This window comes from Ferrimonas gelatinilytica (assembly GCF_039544205.1).
GTDB lineage: Bacteria > Pseudomonadota > Gammaproteobacteria > Enterobacterales > Shewanellaceae > Ferrimonas > Ferrimonas gelatinilytica.
This window is the reverse complement of record NZ_BAABLF010000012.1, coordinates 25,576-39,956: the sequence shown is the minus strand read 5'-3', so window position 1 is coordinate 39,956 and position 14,381 is coordinate 25,576. Positions and strand designations below refer to the sequence as shown.

Sequence of the window (14,381 nt, the reverse complement as noted above, 5' to 3'; positions counted from 1 at the left end):
AATTGATGAAGCACACCCTGGAGGAGATGATCTCTCAGGATGAGATCAATGCCAAACTGGATGCGCTGGCAGAGGTGATCAACCGTGACTATGCCGACGTCGACAACCTGTTGCTGGTGGGTCTGCTCAAGGGCTCTGTAGTCTTTATGTCCGATCTGGCCCGTCGCCTGACCTGTGACGTCCGTATGGACTTCATGACCGCCTCCTCTTACGGCGGTGGCACCGAATCCTCCGGCGAGGTGAAGATCGTGATGGATCTGGCCAACAACATCCATGGCAGGCATGTGATGCTGGTGGAAGACATCATCGACACCGGCCGTACCCTGTCGAAAGTCCGGGAGCTGCTGATGACTCGCCATCCGGCCAGCATCAAGATCGTCACCTTCCTCGATAAGCCCTCCCGTCGCGTCGTGGATGTGCCGGTGGATTACGTTGGCATAGCGATCCCCGATGAGTTCGTGGTGGGCTACGGCCTGGATTACGCCGAGCGTTACCGTCAGCTGCCCTACATCGCCAAGGTGGTTCCGGCCTAAAGCCCGTCAAGCTGGTCTGAGCTTTACTCCCGGAACGGGGCGCCACTCTGGCGCCCCGTTTGGGTTTCAGGACCGAACCCTCCTTGCCGAACTCGGCATGCCGTATCGCCACTGGGCGCCAGGTTGCTGGATATCTGCTCAGTCGGATGTTTTTAGGGAAAAAGCGCTTTACCTTTAGGCCGGCTTCCTTATAATCCTCACTCGTTCGCTAGGGGCATAGCTCCAATTGGTAGAGCACCGGATTCCAAATCCGGGTGTTGGGGGTTCGAATCCCTCTGCCCCTGCCATCTCTAGCGAGAAAGCCCGCTGAATAAGCGGGCTTTTTTGTGTCTTTTTTCCGTTGATGGTGCGCTTTGGGCGGTAAAACTGTGGTGTTTTCTCTCCCCTATGAGGCTGTTTCGTCGCCGGTAAAGTCCAATCTTCCTTGCTGGCCACGATTTAAAGTCAAATAAAAAGCCGCTATTCAGCGGCTTAATAAAAGGCTTCTGGATGCTGGAACTCGTCCAGGATCCATGGCTTAGGAATTACTTCTCGGCATTTTGCATGAAGTCTTCGCTGAAGTCGGTTTCCCAGTACTTGTAACCCTGCACGGTTGCCTGTGCTGCGGCGCCCATCAGGTTAACTTGATAGGTTTTTACACCTTTGATGTCCACGGACTGATTGGCCGAGGCCTGGTCACCTTTCTCCTCATATTTCGCACTGGCTTCCGCCTGCGCCTGGCCCTCATAGCCGGCTTCTTTGAAGCGCTTGAGGGCATCGCGATTCATGAACGCCTGAACAAAAGCCACCTGCTTCCAGCCGATCCCGGCACCGGCACCGGCAGTGGCGAAGCGGTAGTAGGATTTGTGACCGCCGTCGGTCAGCAAGCAGACGCCACCTCCCGTGGAGAGGGCGAACAGGTAGCTGTTGCTGCCGGTGCAAACCACATGGCCGACCGATTGATTCACCGTGGTTCGGGCCGCTGGATGTTGCTCATAAATTTTTGCCAGCGCCGCCTGGGTCTCTTTCTCTGTATTGTTTTTTTTCGCTTCAGGGGTGTTCCCTGTGGCGCAAGCGGTTAATCCGAGTGTTGCCGCAACGGCTACAAGTGTTTTAAAACGCACGATTTTCAATGCCCCATATCTAAGATGCGGCGAATATAAGCAAAGTGCGTGGATTGGAAAAGCGGCAAGGGCAGGGTGGTGTGGTATTGCTACAGCCTGGCTCGATGCCGGCAACGAGCTGGTTACGGCTGTTACTCAAAACCAGTTTTTACCCCGTCTCTGGTAACACCGGGCAAGTTGCCCTGATGGACCTTCCTTCCGGCAACGGAAAGCTTTAGTCGGCGGTTTCAGCTGACAAAATCGTTCTTTGTCTGTGCTTCCGAGGCCCGCCCGGTTTAGGAGGGATAGAGGCAATATGGGTGGCCGCTACGCTTGGGTCTTGACTACCACCTGCTGATAGAAATCCTCCAGCAGCGGATTATAGGGGTGGGCCACGTCCATCCGTTTTAGGTAGTAGGGCAGGAGCGCTTTAGGGACAGTCAGCGGCAGTGACAGGGTATCCAGATCCATGCCGTTGTCCCTGGCGATCACCTCCTTCTGTCGCTGGCTGAGCCGCGGGTTTGGGATCAAGGTGCAGGTCACGCTCTGCTGCCACTCCCGATCGTCCGCTTTTCGGATCCGGGGGCGGCTGTCATCCAGCGAAGCCGGGCCGCGAAAGCGGCTGATCACGAAGTCCCGGAAGGCCTGGTTTTTCTCGCACCAGGCCCGGACATGCCAGCGAACGCCGTTGAACACCAGGGTGTGTGGATGGATTAGACGGGTGGGGTCATCCGCAGGCGCTACCGAACTGAGCGAGTCGTAGTGCACCTCCACCGCCAACCCCTCCCGGGCAGCCTGAACCAGAGTGCGGACCACCTGTGGATCCACATGGCGTGAGGGCACGTCCAGCACCTCGGTGCCTCCCAGTTTGAGGCTCAGGAACGACAACACCCCGCCAAGATCATCGTGTCGATCCAGCAGTTGCAGGTATTCATGAGCGTGCCCCTGACAAAACTGGGGGCGAAACTGATCGGTGGGCTTGTACCCTTTCAGGCTGCGGTCGTACTCGAGTCCGCCCCGGGCAAACGCCTTCAGGTAGTGGTTGATGTCCTTCGATGCCTGCTGACGACCGATGCCAAAGGCCTGGCAGAGGTGGTTGGTGGTCAATCGCCCCTCCCACTGCGCGATGATCTCAATCAGGCGAAAGCGCAGTTGGAGGTCCAGTTTGATATCGGTGTTGTGCATATCTGCTCGATCAGTGGACATGTTTATGTAGCCAGTAATGACATGTATACATTGGCTACATATGCTTTGTCTATCACCACGGAATCGAAGGAGCGCATCATGTTGACACCCCATGCACACCAGCGCATGCAGCAGCGGGCCATCCCAATGGCCTCCATCGAACTGCTGCTCGCCTTTGGGCAGTCCGATTTTCATCGGGGCCGTGAAGTGGTGTTCTTTGGCAAGGGAGCCTGGCAGAGGGCGAAACGCTGCATAAGTCGGATCCCAGAACGGTTTCGACGCCACTACCTGGTGCTTGATGGGGGCGAGGTGGTGACTGTCGGGCACCGCTACAGACACTTTAGGAGGGATCGCCGATGAAACTCGTCTGCAAAGTCGCGTTGCTGGGGCTGTGGGTGGTGCCCTCGCTCTGTGCCGTGGAGTGGCGGGTACCCGCGTACCGCTGCAGCTCCACCTCGCTCATCAAGGTGGGCGATGACACCGGGATACTGTTCAGTCTCTGCGGTCGTCCGAACTTTATTGAACAACTGGAGTACCCGGAGGGCGGCATCGCCCTTAGCCGCTACCACTTTCATCGCCGCAACGGTCAGGCGGTGATCATGGAGGTGCAGGGGGGGCGGGTGACGGCCATCTACCGGGTGCGGCGATAATGGAAAGGGAGAGGGAATCGTGATGGAACAACGGTATGACAAGGCACAAGGGGCGCTGCTGGGGCTGGCGCTCGGGGATGCGCTGGGCACCACTTTGGAGTTCCAGCCTAAGGACAGCTATGCGCATCTGACGGATCTGGTGGGCGGCGGGCCCTTCCGGTTAGCGCCCGGCCAGTGGACCGACGACACCGCCATGGCGCTCTGTTTAGCTCAGAGCCTGGTGGAAACCGGGCGCAACGATCTCGCCGACCAGATGCATCGTTATCTGCGCTGGTATCGTCAAGGGGAAAACTCCTGTACCGGCGAGTGTTTCGATATCGGCACTACCGTGGCCCAGGCGCTGAACCGCTTCGAGGCGGACGGCAACCCGATGGCGGGCAGCGACGGGGAGTGGAGTGCCGGTAACGGCAGCCTGATGCGGCTGGCGCCGGTGGCGCTGTTCCATCATGGGTCGGATCTGGCGACGGCCCTGAATGCTGCGCGACTTTGCAGCATCACTACCCATGCCGAGCCGCGGGCCATCGCTGCCTGCGAGTTGATGACCTACCTCCTGCACCGATTGCTCAATGCCGGCACCCGGCCGGACAAATCAGCGCTGTTGTTTCGGCCCAGCCCCGAGCTGGAGGCCGTGCGGCAGGACTGGCATCCGGAGATCCAGGCCATCGCCAATGGCGATTACCGGGACAAGGCGCGCAGCGAGATCTTCGGCACCGGTTACGTGGTGCAGTCGTTGGAGGCGGCGTTGTGGTGTTTCACGCACAGCGACGGCTTCCGCGAAGGCGCGCTGCTGGCGGCTAATCTCGGCGATGACGCGGATACGACGGCTGCCATCTTCGGGCAACTGGCCGGCACCTATTATGGACGCTCGGCCCTGCCAAACGCCTGGCTCGACCGGTTGGCCTGGCGTGAGCGGATAGAGAGGTTGGCGGTGCAGCTTTGCGACGGGCCAGCCCGTGCAAACGAGAGTCAGCCCATCATGCAACACGGCGCCTGATGCGGTACCGGAGTCGTCAGAGCGCGCCGACGTTGGCAGCAGGGGGTTAGGTCGGCTCGCGTTAGGGGATTTCCCCCTTGGCTGCCTCGCCCGCCGGGTTCCTTGTGATACCCTATGGCGATGACCGACTCTCTCCTCTCTCCCCGCCAGGTGGCTGCGCTGCAGCAGATGGGCGTTACCCCTTACCGCCGTGTTCAACCGCTGGCTGAACTGGCGTTGGTGACCGACGCCGAAGATCCCCTTGCGCACCCGCTGGTGCGCGACGTGTTGCGCTACCTGGCGATTGAGCCTGCGCAGTGTGTGGTGGTGACCAGTGCCGACGAGGCCAGAGCCAAGCGCCGCTGGCACCTGGATCAATACCGGGTTGCGACCGCAACAGAGTTGCGCTCACTGCCGCTGTCGGAGCTCTGTGGCAGCGTCGAAGCGAAGCGGCGTCTCTGGCAGGGGTTACAGCGTTGGCAGTGACCTTCGCCCCCCTGGGCACCGATTGGCTCTCCCCCGAACGGCTGGATCGACTCTACGAAGTGGAGCGTTCCGCCCACCCTTACCCCTGGAGTCGGGAGACGTTAGCTTCCTCGCTGCAACCGCCCTACTGGGGTGAAGTGTTGTTGGTGGAGGATGGGGGAGCGCTGGGGTTTTGCCTGTTTCAGCAGGTGCTCGATGAGGTGACCCTGATGAATCTCTGTGTTGTGCCAACGAGGCAGGGAAGCGGCTTGGGACGTGCCCTGCTGGAGCGGGGCCTGGAATCGGCCAGGGCGCGGGGCGCACGGTTCTGCTACCTGGAGGTACGCGCCGGCAACGCCGCGGCGGTAGGGCTCTACCGGAAACTGGGGTTTCAGGAGGATGGCCGACGCAAAGGCTACTACCCGGGGGGCGCCGGGCGGGAGGACGCGGTCCTGATGTCCCAGGCACTGGATTAACCCCCGCTGCAGATACAGGAAAGGCCCCAGATGGGGCCTTTCTTGATCGGGCAGGGGCTACTTCACTTCCTTGCCCTGCGCCTGCAGATCCGCATGGTAGCTGGAGCGAACCAGTGGGCCGCAGGCCGCGTGGGCGAAGCCTATCTCATGGGCATACGCCTTGAGCTCGTCGAACTCCGCTGGCGGCACGTAGCGCTTCACCGGCAGGTGGTGGCGGCTCGGCTGCAGGTACTGCCCCAGGGTCAGCATCTCCACGTCGTGGGCGCGCAGGTCGTCCAGTACCGAGCGGATCTCCTCGTTGGTCTCCCCCAGCCCCATCATCAGCCCGGACTTGGTGGGCACATCCGGGTGCTGCTGCTTGAACTTCTTCAGCAGTTCCAGGGACCACTGGTAGCTGGCGCCAGGACGGGCCATCCGGTAGAGGCGCGGTGCGGTTTCCAGGTTGTGGTTGAGCACATCCGGCGGCGTATCCTTGAGGATCTCCAGCGCTCGGTCGATGCGACCGCGGAAGTCCGGCACCAGGATCTCGATCTTGATGTGGGGATTGAGGGCACGGATCTCGCGGATGCAGTCGGCAAAGTGCTGGGCGCCACCGTCACGGAGGTCATCCCGGTCCACCGAGGTAATCACCACGTACTTCAGCTTCATATCCCGGATGGTGCGGGCCAGCTTGACCGGCTCCTGGGGGTCCGGCTTCAGCGGACGGCCATGGGCCACGTCACAGAAGGGGCAGCGGCGGGTGCAGATCGCCCCGAGGATCATGAAGGTGGCGGTTCCGTGGTGGAAGCACTCCGACAGGTTGGGGCAGGAGGCCTCCTCACAGACGGAGTGCAGGCCATGCTTGCGCATCGCACTCTTCACTTCATCGATGCGCTCGCTGGTCGGCGGCAGCTTGATCTTGAGCCAGTCCGGCTTGCGCAGCATCTCATCGCGGTTGCTGGGCACGACTTTGACCGGGATCCGCGCCACCTTGTCGGCGTCGCGCAGCTTGACGCCTGGCTGCAGGCGTACGGGGGATTCAGACATGGGGCATTCCCTCTACTTGTTGTACGTGCTCATAACCGAGGCGGTTGACCATGATATCGATAAGCTCCCGGCCCGCCTGTTCGACCGTGTCCGGCCCGCCGAGAGCCCTGGTCTGCACCATCTCCATTCCGGCATAGCCGCAGGGGTTGATGCGCAGGAAGGGGGCGAGATCCATATCCACGTTGAGTGCCAGACCATGGAAGGAGCACCCTTTGCGGATCCGCAGTCCCAGTGACGCCACCTTGCGCCCTTCGACATAGACGCCGGGGGCATCAGGACGGGCTTGGGCGATGATCTCATGGTGCGACAGCAGCTCAATGAGGCTCTGCTCAATTTCGGTCACCAGCTGGCGCACCCCCAGTTTATGGCGCTTTAGGTTCAGCAGCGGGTAGGCCACCAGCTGACCAGGACCGTGGTAGGTGATCTGGCCCCCTCTATCCACCTGCACCACCGGGATCTCGCCGGGTGCGAGCAGATGCTCCGCCTTGCCGGCCTGGCCCTGAGTGAAGACAGGATCGTGCTCCACCAGCCATAGCTCGTCGGCACAGCTGTCGTCGCGTTGATCGGTGAAGGCTTGCATGGCGCGCCAGACCGGTTCGTAGGGCTGGCGTCCGAGATGTCGAATGATGAGGGTGCTGGCAACCAAATGAAAACCGCTCTTGGCTGAAATAGGGTTGTCAGCATTATACCGATGGTCTGACCCAATGCCAGAGAGATCACACTTTTAAAGGACCCCTCGAACTCCATCAATTTTTGCCAGCTCGGTGTAGAGCAGTTCAACATGCTCCTTGCTGGTAACGGTGCAGGTCACAGTGACTGACAGATAGGTGCCCTTGGAGGAGGGCTTCTGGGTCGGGGTGTAGTCACCAGGGGCGTGGCGCTGCAGCACTTCCACTACCCGATCCGACAGGGTCTCATGGGCAACACCCAGCACTTTAAACGGAAAGGCGCAGGGAAAATCCAGCAGTTCATCAAATTTGGTTTGCATCTTACTTACTCCGGCAAAACGTCAGATGGCCGTAAATTGGGGGTGATTATATCAAAATTCAAGCCCCGACTGGGGCCGCGGCCCCAACGAAGCTGGGGCGGTCCGAAGACCGCCCCAGGGTTACCAAGTGAAGTGGCTGATTCAGTTGAAGAAGGAGAGAAACAGCAGCTTCAGGTAATCCAGCAGCTTGGAGAACCAGCTGCCCTCTTCGACATCTTCCAACACCGTCAGCGGATAGGTGGCGATGTCCTGGCCGTCCAGCTTGAAGTAGAGGGTTCCGACCCGATCACCCCGGTACAGGGGGGCCTTGAGCTCCTGGTCCAGTTGGAAATCCGCCTTGAGCTGGTCCGCCTGGCCACGGTAGATCGTGACCGGTGTGTCTTCCAGTACCCCGAGTTTTACCTCCGGCTTGTTGCCGTAATAGAGCGGCTCGGCAACGAACTCCTCACCGGCCTTGTAGGGGGTGACGGTCTCGAAGAAACGGAAACCGTAGTTAAGCAGTTTCTTGCTTTCCGCTTCGCGGGCCTGGGGGCTCTTGGTGCCCATCACCACGGCGATCAGGCGCATGTCACCGCGGGTGGCAGAACTGACCAGGCTGTAGCCGGCGTTGCTGGTATAACCGGTTTTGAGGCCATCTACATTGAGACTGCGGTCCCACAGCAGGCCGTTACGGTTGTGCTGGCGGATGTTGTTATAGGTGAACTCACGCTCCGAGTAGAGGTGGTAGTGCTCCGGGATATCGCGAACGATCGCCTGGCCCAGCAGGGCCATGTCGTAGGCGGAGGTGAGTTGGTCCGATGCGTCGAGGCCGTGGCTGTTGGCAAAGTGGGTACTCTGCATCCCCAGCTTGGCGGCCCAGGCATTCATCAGATCCGTGTAGGCGGACTCGGTGCCGGCGATATGCTCAGCGATGGCGACACAGGCATCGTTACCGGATTGGATCACCATACCGCGGTAGAGATCCTCCAGCTTGACCTGGGTGCCGACCTCGATCCACATCACCGAGGAGCCGGGAAAGTTCTTGGCCCAGGCTTTTTCGGAGACGGTCACCATGTCCTCCAGGGCGGCGTTGCCACTGTTGACCTCTTGGCCGAGGACGTAGGAGGTCATTAACTTGGTGAGGCTGGCCGGGGCCCGCTGCTCGTTGGCGTTGTTCTCCGCAAGGATCCGCCCGGTGTTGTAATCCATCAGCACATAGGAGCCGGCGGCAACGGTAGGGGCGTTGGGGATCACCATGGGGGAAGCGGACGCACTGGCGCAGGCGAGGACAGTGGTTAGGGTGGCGAAGGTGCGTTTGATCAAATTCATGTCGTTGTGAACGGTTTCCTGATGATGACGGCGTGGCTATCGCGGGGTGCGTCGGCTGATTCAGCGCGCACTCGATTTCGCGGGCGATAGGGTCGGGGCCGTGACGGTGAAAGCCTGGTTGTAGCCGGATGCCTTCAGGGTCTCCAGCCAACGCTGGCTCTCCTGACGGTCGGCAAAGGGACCTAGCTGGAGTTTATACAAGCTGTCCTGCAGAGTCACCCGTGCTGGAAGGGAAGTTTCTCCCTGGATCTGCCGTTTTAGCCGATCAACGTTGCTTCTGTCCGTACTGGCGGCCAGCTGGATGTAGAACGTCTCACTGGGCTCGGGGGGCCGCGGGGTTGGCTCCGGCGCCAGGTGGATCGCCTCCACCCGCACCCGGGCGGTACCGCTTTTGAGCACACCCAGGTGCCAGGCCGCGGCGTAGGAGAGATCGATCTCCCGGTCCGGATGGAAAGGGCCTCGGTCATTGATACGCACGATCAGCGATTTATCATTTTCAAGGTTGGTGACCCGGGCATAGGTGGGCAGGGGGAGACTGCGATGGGCGGCGGAGAAGCTGTACATGTCATAGGTCTCACCGTTGGAGGTGAGGTGACCATGAAATTTGGCACCGTACCAGGAGGCAATCCCCTCCTTGATGTAGCCCTCTGCGCTGTCCAGCACTTCGTAGTGGATCCCCCACACCTGGTAGTCCCGGTTCCCGCCCCGGCTCAGGGGTTCATAGCGCGGCTGAAGCGGCTCAAGGTGGCTCAGGTCCGGTGCCTGCGCTGGTGGCCGGTCTTGCTTCATCTGGTAGCGGCTCTCAGGCTCCGGAGGAGGGGTGCTGCTGCACCCCCAGAGCGTCAGTAGAGCCAGGCCGGCAACCGACTTACTGGCTTTCATCGCCCGCCTCGTGCATCCCCTGCTTCAACTGCTGGCTGAACTGCCACACCGCCATCGCATAGAGGGGACTGCGGTTGTAGCGGGTGATGGCGTAAAAGTTCGGGTGCACCAGCTGGTACTGGAACTGCGCCTCGTCGACCTCAAGCCGCACCACCCCAACTGGGCCGCTGGTGTTGGCGGGCAGTCTGGCCCCCTGCTGTTGAAGAATCTCGGTACTGTGGCGAAGCGGTTTACCGTCCCACAGTAGGGCGTCGTCCAGTGCGCCGTCCGCCAATGTCAGGGGGCTGGCGACCGACTCCCCCGCCTGCCAGCGGTGGCGGGCAAAGTAGTTCGCCACTGAGCCGATGGCATCCGCCGGGTTGGTGAAGAGATCCCGTTGCCCATCGCCGTCAAAGTCAACGGCGTAGGCCTGGTAGGAGGAGGGGATAAACTGCCCCAGGCCCATGGCGCCGGCGTAGGAGCCTTTGGGTTCGGTCAGCGACCAGCCCTGCTGTTGGGCCAGTTGCAGGAAGTGTCCCAGCTCTTTGCGGAAGAAGGTCTGTCGCGGCGGGTAGTGGAAGCCCAGGGTGTAGAGGGCATCCAGCACTGAGTAGTTGCCCAGGTAGCCGCCGTAGAAGGTCTCGATGCCGATGATCGAAACCACGATCTCAGGCTCCACCCCGAAGCGTTGGTAGGCCTGCTCCAGCAGCGCTTCATGCTCCTGCCAGAAGGCGAGGCCCGCGGCCAGTCGCTTCTCGGTCAGGAACAGGGGGTAGTACTGGTACCAGGGTTTGGCTTCCCAGGGGCGGGTGATCGCGTCGATGACCGCCTGGTCTTTCTGGGCCAGTTCAAGGGCCTGCTCCAGGTAGGCGCGGTCGAGCCCCTCGGCCTGCCATTGGCTAACGAACTCGGTCTCTGCATTGTTGGCCAAGGCGCCGCCACTGAGCAGGAGGCAGAGTAATCCCTTACGGATAAAGCGCATAGTGTGTCCCTAGCGTGAAATAAAACGTCGATGGGTATGGATGGCCATGAGGATGCCAAAGCCAGCCATCAATGTCAGCATTGATGTACCGCCGTAACTGATCAGTGGCAGGGGAACCCCCACCACCGGCAGCAAGCCGGAAACCATGCCGACATTAACGAAAAGGTAAACAAAAAAGGTCAGGGTCAGGGAACCAGCCACCAAACGGGAAAAGGCGGTTTGTGCCTGACTGGCGATCACCAGGCCCCGGCCGATGATGAACAGGTAGAGGGCCATCAGCAGCAGGATGCCGACAAAGCCAAACTCCTCGCCGAGGACGGCAAAGATGAAGTCGGTGTGGCGTTCTGGCAGGAAGTCCAGCTGTGATTGGGTGCCCTGCAGCCACCCCTTACCCTCCAGTCCGCCGCTGCCGATGGCGATCTTGGATTGAATGATGTGATAGCCGGCGCCGAGGGGATCCTTCTCCGGATCCAGCAGGGTCAGAACCCGGGTGCGCTGGTAATCCTTCATCAGGAAGAACCAGAGCACCGGCAGGAAGCTCAGCAGAAGCAGGGCACAGACGCCGATCACTGCCCAGCTCATGCCGGAGAGAAAGAGCACGAAAACGCCGGAGGAGGCGACCAGAATGGAGGTGCCCAGATCCGGTTGGGAGGCGATCAGCAGGGTAGGCACCAGCAGGATCAGGGCACCGCCAAAGAGGTAGCGCTTACGTGGTGGCAGAGGAAACTGGCTGATGTACCAGGCCATCATCAGGGGGAACGCCAGTTTCATCAGCTCCGACGGCTGGAACTCCATGAACCCCAGGTTGAGCCAGCGTCTGGCGCCCTTGTTCACTTCACCGAACAGGCTCACCATCACCAGCAGACCGATCCCGAGGATAAAGATCGGCAGCGCCCAGCGCCGGTAGAATTCGGGGTTGAGCTGGGCCAGCACGAACATCACCAGCAACCCTAGGGTGACCCGCACCAGCTGGCGCTCCAACATGGCGGCACTCTCGCCACTGGCGCTGTAGAGCACCAGCATACCGAACCCCATCAGCAGCAGCAGGCCGAACAGCAGGGGCAGGTCAAGGTGCAGGCGCGTCCACAGGTTGGGACGCTGGATCACTTTGGACATTATTCCGCTTCCTCACTCTCGACCGGCGGTTGATCCCAGGGAGCGACATAGTCGGGATCCAGGTAGTAATCAAACATGGCGCGGGCTACGGGGCCGGCGTTGGCGCCCCCCCAGCCTGCGTTCTCCAGTACGATGGCGATGACGATCTCCGGTGCATCGTAGGGGGCATAGCCCACGAAAAGGGCATTGTCCCGCAGGTGCTCCGACACCGATTCGTCATCGTAGTCGGCGTCCTCCGCCAGTCCGAAGACCTGGCCGGTACCCGTCTTGACTGCGGAGGTGTAGGGGGCATCGTTAAACTGGCGATAGCCGCTGCCACCGCGTTGGTGCGCGGTCAGGTACATCGCATGTTGGACCTGCTTCCAGGCTTCCGGGCGCTTAAGCTCCATCGGCGGACGCTGCTCGGGCAACTGATCCTCCCGCTCATCATCCTTCCCCAGGGCCTTGAGGAAGTGGGGCACGAAGCGCTCGCCACTGTTGGCGAGGATGGTGGTGGAGAGCGCCAGCTGGAGCGGCGTTGCGGTCCAGTAGCCCTGGCCGATCCCCACAGAGATGGTGTCGCCGATGTACCAGGGCTCCTTGTAACGGATCCGCTTCCAGTCCCGGGTCGGCATGTTGCCAACGGCCTCCTCCAGGATATCCACGCCGGTGCTCTGTCCGAAACCGAACTGATACATGAACTGGCTGATGTCGTTGATGCCGGTCTTGTAAGCCAGATCGTAGAAGTAGGGGTCGCAGGAGTGGGCGATCGCCATATTGAGGTCGACCCAGCCATGGCCCCACCGCTTCCAGTCCCGGTAGCGACGGTCTACGCCGGGGATCTGCCACCAGCCGGGATCCCAGATCTTGGTTTTCGCCGTGATGTGTCCCTTCTCCAGTCCCAGCAGGGCCAGGTGTGGCTTCACCGTGGAGGCGGGGGCGTATTGCCCCTGGGTGGCGCGATTGATCAGCGGCCGGTTCTTGTCGTTGAGCAGGCGGTTGTAGTCACCGCCGGAGATCCCGGAGACGAAGAGGTTGGGGTCGTAGCTGGGGCTGGAGACCAGCGCCAGGATCCCGCCATCGCGGGGATCCATCGCCACCACGGCGCCGCGTCGACCGTCTAACAGTCTTTCCGCGTGTTTCTGCAGGCCGAGATCCAGGGTCAGGTAGAGATCCTGGCCGGAGGTGGGCGCGGTAGCACTCACAGTTCGAACGATTCGGCCACGGTTGTTGACCTCCACCTCCTGCATCCCGGGCTCACCGTGCAGCTGGCGCTCGTAGAATCGTTCGATCCCCTGCTTACCGATGTTGCGGCTAGCGGCGTAACGGGCCCGCTCACCCTCCTGCTCGATCCGCTCCTGATCGCTGTCGTTGATGCGGGAAACGTAACCCAATACGTGGGTGAGGCTGGCGCCGTGGGGGTAGAAGCGTTTCAATCCCGCCTGCACTGAGAAGCCGGGGAAGCGATGCTGGTTGACGCTGAAGGTGGCGACCTGGGCTTCGGTGAGCTGGGCAATTACCGTCTGGGGACGGAAACGGCGGGCAGTCTTCAGCCGCTCCTCCAACTGCGCTCGCCGCTCTGGCGGCAGCGGCAGGATCTCCGAGATCGCATCAAGCTGAGCGGTGAGATCTTTCACCCGCTCCGGGATCACCTCCAGGGAGTAGACTGGCCGGTTGTCTGCTAGCAAGGCACCGTGGCGATCGTAGATGAGGCCGCGATTGGGGGCCACCGGGATAAGCCGAATACGGTTGTCGTTTGAGCGGGTCTGGTAGTCGGCGTGATTGTGGATCTGGATCGAGTAGAGGTTGACCAGCAGCACCACCATCAGGCCGATCACCAGGGCGAAGCCGACGATGGCACGGCGGGAAAACAGCGCCGCTTCGGCGGCGTGATCTCGGAAGGCGACCCGTTTCTTAAAGCGTTTCATTCGCGGTGATAGGGGTGATTATTATTGATACTCCAGGCCCGGTAGAGACTCTCTGCCATCAGGATCCGCACCAGGGGGTGGGGCAGGGTCAGGTTGGACAGGGACCAGCTCTGCTCCGCCGCCTGCTTACAGGCGGGGGCCAGCCCCTCAGGGCCGCCAATGAGAATTGCGACATCGCGACCATCCATCTGCCAACGCTCCATCTGCCGTGCCAGTTGCGGGGTATCCCAGGGTTTTCCGGGGATATCCAGGGTGACAATACGGCATCCCTGCGCCGCCGCCAACATCGCCTCTCCCTCCTTCTCGAGGATCCGGGCGATATCTGCATTTTTACCGCGCTTTCCCGCCGGGATCTCCACCAGTTGCAGTGGCAGATCGCGGGGGAAACGACGTTGGTACTCGTTGAAACCTGCGCTTACCCAGGCAGGCATCTTGGTGCCAACGGCGATCAGTCTCAGCTTCATTGCTTATTCCGGGCGGGCGGCCCAGAGCTTCTCCAGCTGGTAAAGGTCACGGGTCTGTTGCTGCATGACGTGAACGATCACCGAGGAGAGATCCACCAGGGCCCATTCGCCGGCGTCCTTTCCTTCCATCCCCAGCGGGGCGTGGCCAGAATCTTTCGCTTCAACGTAAACGTTTTCGGCGATGGAGCGGACGTGGGTTTTGGAGGTGCCGGTACAGACAACCATGTAGTCGGTCACGTCGCTGCGGTCAGAGACATCCATGACCACGATATCGCGGCCCTTCATATCTTCAATTTTTTCAATCACAAAGTCTTTCAGTTCGGAAGCTTGCACCGAATTTACCTCAGTCAGGAGAATCACAAAGC

The 14,381-nt window shown here is 60.9% G+C and carries 18 protein-coding genes and 1 tRNA gene; 7 read left to right on the top strand and 12 right to left on the bottom strand.

Translation table 11 applies throughout. From position 1 onward, the window contains the following. The first annotated feature begins 5 nt into the window (after positions 1–5). Positions 6–533 carry a hypoxanthine phosphoribosyltransferase gene (gene hpt, locus ABD997_RS09755; RefSeq protein ID WP_345316868.1) on the top strand — a complete coding sequence of 176 codons (528 nt, stop codon included), beginning with the start codon at positions 6–8 and terminating at the stop codon, positions 531–533. Positions 534–743: 210 nt separating this feature from the next. Further along, positions 744–820 (top strand) — tRNA-Trp (locus tag ABD997_RS09750). 237 nt (positions 821–1,057) lie between these two features. Here ABD997_RS09750 and ABD997_RS09745 read toward each other — a convergent pair. Together ABD997_RS09745 and ABD997_RS09740 are read right to left on the bottom strand one after the other, a co-directional pair. Continuing rightward, the gene (locus ABD997_RS09745) at positions 1,058–1,480 is read right to left on the bottom strand and encodes a lipid-binding SYLF domain-containing protein (RefSeq protein ID WP_345316822.1); all 423 of its coding nucleotides are present in this window, start codon (positions 1,478–1,480) and stop codon (positions 1,058–1,060) included. A gap of 462 nt (positions 1,481–1,942) precedes the next feature. Next, a complete protein-coding gene (locus ABD997_RS09740; protein ID WP_345316821.1) occupies positions 1,943–2,800 on the bottom strand; it encodes a helix-turn-helix transcriptional regulator in 858 nt (285 codons plus the stop codon). 99 nt (positions 2,801–2,899) lie between these two features. On the opposite strand from ABD997_RS09740, the gene ABD997_RS09735 reads away from it, so the two are divergent. From ABD997_RS09735 to rimI, 5 genes are all read left to right on the top strand, one after another. Beyond that, the gene (locus ABD997_RS09735) at positions 2,900–3,160 is read left to right on the top strand and encodes a hypothetical protein (RefSeq protein ID WP_345316820.1); all 261 of its coding nucleotides are present in this window, start codon (positions 2,900–2,902) and stop codon (positions 3,158–3,160) included. Beyond that, positions 3,157–3,450 (top strand): hypothetical protein, encoded by a 294-nt coding sequence (locus ABD997_RS09730; RefSeq protein ID WP_345316819.1) that lies wholly within the window; start codon positions 3,157–3,159, stop codon positions 3,448–3,450. The genes ABD997_RS09735 and ABD997_RS09730 overlap by 4 nt, the downstream gene beginning before the upstream one ends. A 22-nt stretch (positions 3,451–3,472) precedes the next feature. Continuing rightward, positions 3,473–4,444 (top strand): ADP-ribosylglycohydrolase family protein, encoded by a 972-nt coding sequence (locus ABD997_RS09725; protein WP_345316818.1) that lies wholly within the window; start codon positions 3,473–3,475, stop codon positions 4,442–4,444. A gap of 120 nt (positions 4,445–4,564) precedes the next feature. After that, positions 4,565–4,909: a DNA polymerase III subunit psi gene (locus tag ABD997_RS09720; protein WP_345316817.1), complete on the top strand. Its 345-nt coding sequence runs from the start codon at positions 4,565–4,567 to the stop codon at positions 4,907–4,909. Further along, complete coding sequence (gene rimI, locus ABD997_RS09715) at positions 4,906–5,364, top strand: ribosomal protein S18-alanine N-acetyltransferase (protein WP_345316867.1); 459 nt, start codon at positions 4,906–4,908, stop codon at positions 5,362–5,364. Before ABD997_RS09720 ends, rimI begins: the two co-directional genes overlap by 4 nt. 57 nt (positions 5,365–5,421) lie before the next feature. Here the strand turns inward: rimI and lipA are convergent, their stop codons facing one another. From lipA to rsfS, 10 genes are all read right to left on the bottom strand, one after another. Then, entirely contained in the window at positions 5,422–6,390 is a 969-nt protein-coding gene (gene lipA / locus ABD997_RS09710; RefSeq protein WP_345316816.1) for a lipoyl synthase, read from the bottom strand. Next, on the bottom strand, positions 6,383–7,036 hold the full coding sequence (gene lipB / locus ABD997_RS09705) for a lipoyl(octanoyl) transferase LipB (protein ID WP_345316815.1): 654 nt from the start codon (positions 7,034–7,036) through the stop codon (positions 6,383–6,385). The genes lipA and lipB overlap by 8 nt, the downstream gene beginning before the upstream one ends. A gap of 78 nt (positions 7,037–7,114) precedes the next feature. Continuing rightward, complete coding sequence (ybeD, locus tag ABD997_RS09700) at positions 7,115–7,378, bottom strand: DUF493 family protein YbeD (protein ID WP_345316814.1); 264 nt, start codon at positions 7,376–7,378, stop codon at positions 7,115–7,117. A 141-nt stretch (positions 7,379–7,519) separates the two neighbouring features. After that, the gene (locus tag ABD997_RS09695; protein ID WP_345316813.1) at positions 7,520–8,686 is read right to left on the bottom strand and encodes a serine hydrolase; all 1,167 of its coding nucleotides are present in this window, start codon (positions 8,684–8,686) and stop codon (positions 7,520–7,522) included. Positions 8,687–8,746: 60 nt separating this feature from the next. Further along, positions 8,747–9,568, bottom strand: a complete 822-nt coding sequence (locus ABD997_RS09690; RefSeq protein WP_345316812.1) for a septal ring lytic transglycosylase RlpA family protein — start codon at positions 9,566–9,568, stop codon at positions 8,747–8,749. Beyond that, complete coding sequence (mltB, locus tag ABD997_RS09685) at positions 9,555–10,529, bottom strand: lytic murein transglycosylase B (protein WP_345316811.1); 975 nt, start codon at positions 10,527–10,529, stop codon at positions 9,555–9,557. The genes ABD997_RS09690 and mltB overlap by 14 nt, the downstream gene beginning before the upstream one ends. Before the next feature lie 9 nt (positions 10,530–10,538). Continuing rightward, positions 10,539–11,645 carry a rod shape-determining protein RodA gene (rodA, locus tag ABD997_RS09680; protein WP_345316810.1) on the bottom strand — a complete coding sequence of 369 codons (1,107 nt, stop codon included), beginning with the start codon at positions 11,643–11,645 and terminating at the stop codon, positions 10,539–10,541. Then, entirely contained in the window at positions 11,645–13,552 is a 1,908-nt protein-coding gene (gene mrdA / locus ABD997_RS09675; protein WP_345316809.1) for a penicillin-binding protein 2, read from the bottom strand. Before mrdA ends, rodA begins: the two co-directional genes overlap by 1 nt. Next, positions 13,549–14,016, bottom strand: a complete 468-nt coding sequence (rlmH, locus tag ABD997_RS09670; protein WP_345316808.1) for a 23S rRNA (pseudouridine(1915)-N(3))-methyltransferase RlmH — start codon at positions 14,014–14,016, stop codon at positions 13,549–13,551. The genes mrdA and rlmH overlap by 4 nt, the downstream gene beginning before the upstream one ends. 3 nt (positions 14,017–14,019) lie before the next feature. After that, positions 14,020–14,349 (bottom strand): ribosome silencing factor, encoded by a 330-nt coding sequence (gene rsfS, locus ABD997_RS09665; protein WP_345316807.1) that lies wholly within the window; start codon positions 14,347–14,349, stop codon positions 14,020–14,022. Positions 14,350–14,381 lie beyond the last annotated feature (32 nt).